The following is a 4,652-nucleotide window of genomic DNA, read 5'->3' on the forward strand; positions in this document are numbered from 1 at the left end:
AATTGCACACGCCCGGGCGTTGTACTTTGGCATTCAGGGCAATCTCGATAGCGCTTTCGATTTTGGCGTTTTTGTCGATGTACGTGTGACACAGCCCTTTGTCGTGTTTCACGACGGGGACGGTCGCGTTCTGGCTTACGTAGCGGATCAGCCCTTCACCGCCGCGAGGGACGATCAGATCGACGTATTTATCCATCCGTATCAGCTTCGCCACCCCTTCACGCGATGAATCGGGCAAAAGGGCGACCAGTTCGGCGGGAAGATTGTTCCGCACTAGAACCCCCTGCAGCGCTTCAGCGATGGCGGCGTTGGATGCTTCCGCCTCTTTTCCCCCTTTGAGGACGCAGCCGTTGGCGCTTTTAAAACACAGTGCCGCCGTGTCGGAAGTGACGTTCGGACGCGATTCGTAGATGATTCCGATCACGCCGATGGGGATCGAAACTTTCTCGATTTTCAGTCCCGCTTCGGTGACCCACCCTTCGATCACCTTGCCGACAGGGTCTTTGAGTGCCGCGATCTCTTCGATAGCCACCGCCATCGCTTCGATCCGTTTTTCATCGAGAAGAAGCCGCTCTTTCATCGACGGGGCGAGGTCGGATGCCTCGGCGTTGCGCATATCGATGGCGTTCGCTTCGATGATATTCATCGTGTTCGCACGAAGCGCTTCGGCCATCTCGCGCAGAATGCGGTTACGCTCGTTTCCGCCCATCGTCGAGAGGATACGGCTGGCATGTTTGGCTTTTTCTAAAAACTGTTCCATATTTTTTCCTTTATGATGCCAACGGCTGAATCGCCGCGATCTCTTTTGCTTCAGACTGCATTGATCGGTACAAATCCCATCTGGTTTGCAGATTCAGCCAGAAATCCGCCGACGTACCGAAATATTTTGCCAGCCGGAGTGCCGTGGCCGGAGTAATCCCCCGTTTTTGGTTGATGATCTCATTGACACGCTGATAGGGGACATGAATCGCATCGGCCAACATCTTTTGCGAAATCCCCATCGGTTCCAAAAATTCGCTCATTAGCATTTCACCCGGATGGGTCGGCGTTCTGTGTGTCGGAATATTCATAGTTATCTCCTTATGAGTGATAATCGGTTATTTCTACATTCGCCGCACCCGATTCACCCCACGTAAAACAGATGCGATACTGATCGTTGATGCGGATGCTCATTTGACCTTCGCGGCTTCCCCGAAGCTTTTCGAGACGGTTCCCGGGCGGTATTTTGAGTTCATCCGCCGCTATAACGGAATCGAGCTGGTCAAGTTTGCGGCTTGCGCTCTTCCATAACTCAATCGGCAGCCGTGCGGGCCTGTTTGGACTCAATACCGTTAAATATGTCCGACGAGGCCTGATCCGCAAACGACACTATCATGCAAAAATTATAGCATGCTATCCGTGATTTTATGCTTTATATATTGCTAATTCTATCGCAAAAAATATTGCTATATTTAACGTTACCGTTATCACAATAAGTGTAAAATTCCAATATGAAATTCTCTACATAAATAGAGAATACAAATTGCTTATCCTCAGGCATTCGCTCAAAGCTAGAGCATCCGAGATTTTAGAAAAGGGATGTAATGAATAACTCTATTATTGCTATTGACCTTTTTTGCGGAGCGGGAGGGCTTACACAGGGACTCAAAGAAGCCGGTTTTCGCGTCATCGGTGCCGTTGAAAAAGAGCCTGTCGTAGTAGAGACTTATAAACTAAATCATTCCGGTGTTCATCTGTGGAATACGGATATTCAAAACCTCAAAGCCGATGAGATTATCAATACGTTGGGGATTCAGAAGGGACAACTCGATCTATTGGCCGGCTGTCCGCCGTGTCAAGGGTTTTCAAGTATGAGAACCAAAAACGGTGCTTCATCCGTAGAAGACGAACGTAATGATCTCGTCTTTGAGATGGTTCGTCTCGTCGAAGAGCTGATGCCCAAAGCGATCATGATGGAAAACGTACCGGGTCTCGCAAAAGACCCTCGAATGGAAAAAGTTCTGGCACGTCTTAAGTCCCTCGGCTATCATGTCGATGATGAAACCGTACAAGTACACGATATATCTAAATATGGTGTTCCTCAACGACGTAAGCGGATGATTCTCATGACGGGACTCAATAAAAAAATACCCTTTGCTCAACCGGAAAAAACAACAAAAACCGTCCGACATATTTTGGAGAAAATCCCATCACCCGGAACCGGTAATGACCCATTGCATGATTATCCGGTAAATAGAAGCGAAAAAACTCAAAGAATGATTTCTTTGGTGCCTAAAGACGGAGGCAGCCGATCGGATTTACCGAAAGAGTATTGGCTTCCTTGTCATCTACGCTATCCAAAAGGATTCAAGGACGTTTACGGTCGTATGAAGTGGGACAATGTATCACCGACGATTACCGGAGGATGTATTAATCCTTCAAAAGGACGTTTCTTGCACCCTGAGGAGAATCGGGCGATTACCTTACGCGAAGCGTTGCTCCTCCAAACATTCCCAAAAAACTATAAATTTCCGGCGACTATCGCGCGTGATAGAATCGCTCTAATGATCGGAAATGCTTTACCGCCACATTATATTAAAAAGCATGCGGAAGAAATTAAAATGTCTATTACTGAGTAAAACTTCCAAGTAGATTGAGCTAATTTCATCTTGAACTTGTACTGAAAAATTTGCTAATGCGGTTCAACTTAAAATGGCAGAAGAATTTGGAAAGGATTTTTATTCCCTTATGGGATAGGTTTTTTCCTACTATCTAATTTATTCAAAAGATATGAAACTAAACTTAGAACATCTAAACAATCTTGGTCACTAAAAATATGTGGATGAAGGTCTTTTTTTGTTTCATGAGATGCTGGATTCCTAAAGCCAGATACAACCCCTACAGATAAATTTTGTTGACCGTCTTCAATATTTTTTTGTGTATCTGTTGTACAATCGGTAATGCTTATTGGCTTACTTGAGCAGTCTCGTCCAAAAGATTGACGCATTAAATCTGTCCCCATTTTATCCGTAAGTCCTGAAATTTTTTTAACGATATTTTCATATTCTATAACTGCTTCTTTTGCAGCCCTTAAATAATCAGCTCTTTCATAATCTTCTTGAGATACTCCTTGAATAGCACTATGTAGTTGACGCCAATGATAATATGGATATTCAGGAACAAGTGTATGTACGGCTTGTACTACTTCTGCTTGTTTTTCTGAAGGCATTTCGCTATCGTCAATACTATCCACAATTAGATTCAAATATTCAGCAATATTTGGTGGAGTTTTACTAAACCAATATGCGGTATCAATACCAGTTCTTTCACGTGTTTTTGCCACATGTAATTCTTTTCGTTTTGCTCTCCAGTTTCTTTCTAGTGCTTTTAGTAAACGTTGCAAATGTATTTGCATCTCTTCTAATCTACTATTTTCCCAATCTAATGACTGACGGTCGGTTGAAATAACATCTTCATCCCATAAATCAATAAAATCAACATCTAAGTAGCCAGTAAGATATGAGAAAAAGTGACTTGATTCTGTTCTTCCGAAAAACTCAGGCTGATTTACCATCCGGCCATTTGCATATAGAGTTATTCCTCTGAGACCAGGTCTTAAAGGTTTTTCACTGGCAAATAATTTTCCTGTTATAAAATCTTCATTATCATATTCTTCTTCAATAAGTTCAAAACTTTTTGGAAATTCCCATTCAAACTGTTTCTCAATATCACTAAATTTTAAATCCCGATCAATTAAAAGCGGTTCACTATCATTAAGAATAATATTCATTACAAAGTTAGCATCATTAAAATTGAAAAGTTTAGAAATTGATTTCGCCATATCTAATTGATTAAAATTTGTTTTACGTTTCAGGTCATGTACAATAATTGTAGTTCCCGTATTGTCTGCTTCACAAGCAGTTCTTTCAAATTTCGGTTCATAGTCACCATCAGCATGCATAATTTCATGCCAATCCATTACAAAACGTATTTGTTCACCACCTTTTTTTGTAATGATCTCAACTGCTTTACCTATCCCAAATAAAGCAAGTTTTCCAAGACCTTTTTTCCCAGTTGGCAATCTTTTACAGGGTGGGGCTTGTTCTTCAACACGTCTATTTCTTCCTATTCTTAAGAAATTAGAATTTATTTCATCAAATGTCATACCCGACCCATTATCGATTACTTCAATTTTTTTTGGATCATCACTTAACTTAACTGTTACTTCTGTTGCACAAGCATCATATGCGTTAGCAATTAATTCAGCTATCGCAGGCGGCAAAGTAGAATACATTTTCACACCAAGATGTTCTATGGTTCTTGGATCGAAGGTCATAGTTAATTTTTCACTCATACTTGTACATCCATTTGTTTTTGAATTATTTGAATACAATCATCTAAATGAGTTTTAATTTCATTTCCCCAAAACCTAAGCACAATCCATCCCTCAGATTTTAGTCTTTCGTTCACTTCACAGTCGCGTTCAATATTGCGCTTTATCTTTGTTTCCCAAAAGTCGGCATTTGTCTTGAAACGCTCACCTTCGAGAAACTTTTTACCGTGCCAAAACTCACTATCACAAAATATAGCAATTTTTTGCTTATAAAAAACAATATCCGGTTTTCCGAAAACCCTTTTGTCATTGACTCGATAACGATACCCGCGTTTCCACA

The 4,652-nt window shown here is 41.7% G+C and carries 5 protein-coding genes and 1 pseudogene; 1 reads left to right on the plus strand and 5 read right to left on the minus strand.

Going from position 1 to position 4,652, the window contains the following annotated elements; translation table 11 throughout:
* The 3 genes and pseudogenes from JU82_RS11485 to JU82_RS11490 all read right to left on the minus strand — a co-directional run.
* Positions 1-760, minus strand: a pseudogene (locus JU82_RS11485) (glutamate-5-semialdehyde dehydrogenase); the annotation flags it as partial.
* Positions 761-770: 10 nt separating this feature from the next.
* Positions 771-1,070 carry a HigA family addiction module antitoxin gene (locus tag JU82_RS00050; RefSeq protein ID WP_037945402.1) on the minus strand — a complete coding sequence of 100 codons (300 nt, stop codon included), beginning with the start codon at positions 1,068-1,070 and terminating at the stop codon, positions 771-773.
* Between the two features lie 10 nt (positions 1,071-1,080).
* Positions 1,081-1,326 (minus strand): type II toxin-antitoxin system RelE/ParE family toxin, encoded by a 246-nt coding sequence (locus tag JU82_RS11490; RefSeq protein WP_294891826.1) that lies wholly within the window; start codon positions 1,324-1,326, stop codon positions 1,081-1,083.
* A 257-nt stretch (positions 1,327-1,583) separates the two neighbouring features.
* On the opposite strand from JU82_RS11490, the gene JU82_RS00060 reads away from it, so the two are divergent.
* Positions 1,584-2,618, plus strand: a complete 1,035-nt coding sequence (locus tag JU82_RS00060) for a DNA cytosine methyltransferase (RefSeq protein WP_037945406.1) — start codon at positions 1,584-1,586, stop codon at positions 2,616-2,618.
* A gap of 107 nt (positions 2,619-2,725) precedes the next feature.
* Here JU82_RS00060 and JU82_RS00065 read toward each other — a convergent pair whose 3' ends face one another.
* Both JU82_RS00065 and JU82_RS00070 read right to left on the minus strand, forming a co-directional pair.
* Positions 2,726-4,333 (minus strand): TIGR02391 family protein, encoded by a 1,608-nt coding sequence (locus tag JU82_RS00065; protein ID WP_037945408.1) that lies wholly within the window; start codon positions 4,331-4,333, stop codon positions 2,726-2,728.
* A partial coding sequence (locus tag JU82_RS00070) for a very short patch repair endonuclease (RefSeq protein WP_037945409.1) occupies positions 4,330-4,652 on the minus strand: 323 nt, incomplete at its 5' end. The genes JU82_RS00070 and JU82_RS00065, both read right to left, overlap by 4 nt.

It is taken from the genome of Sulfuricurvum sp. MLSB, assembly GCF_000747095.1.
Lineage (GTDB): Bacteria > Campylobacterota > Campylobacteria > Campylobacterales > Sulfurimonadaceae > Sulfuricurvum.

Coding starts and splice junctions, on each gene's coding strand:
- JU82_RS00065 (WP_037945408.1), bottom strand. CDS start 4,333: ATGAGTGAAAAATTAACTATGACCTTCGATCCAAGAACCATAGAACAT.
- JU82_RS00060 (WP_037945406.1), top strand. CDS start 1,584: ATGAATAACTCTATTATTGCTATTGACCTTTTTTGCGGAGCGGGAGGG.
- JU82_RS00050 (WP_037945402.1), bottom strand. CDS start 1,070: ATGAATATTCCGACACACAGAACGCCGACCCATCCGGGTGAAATGCTA.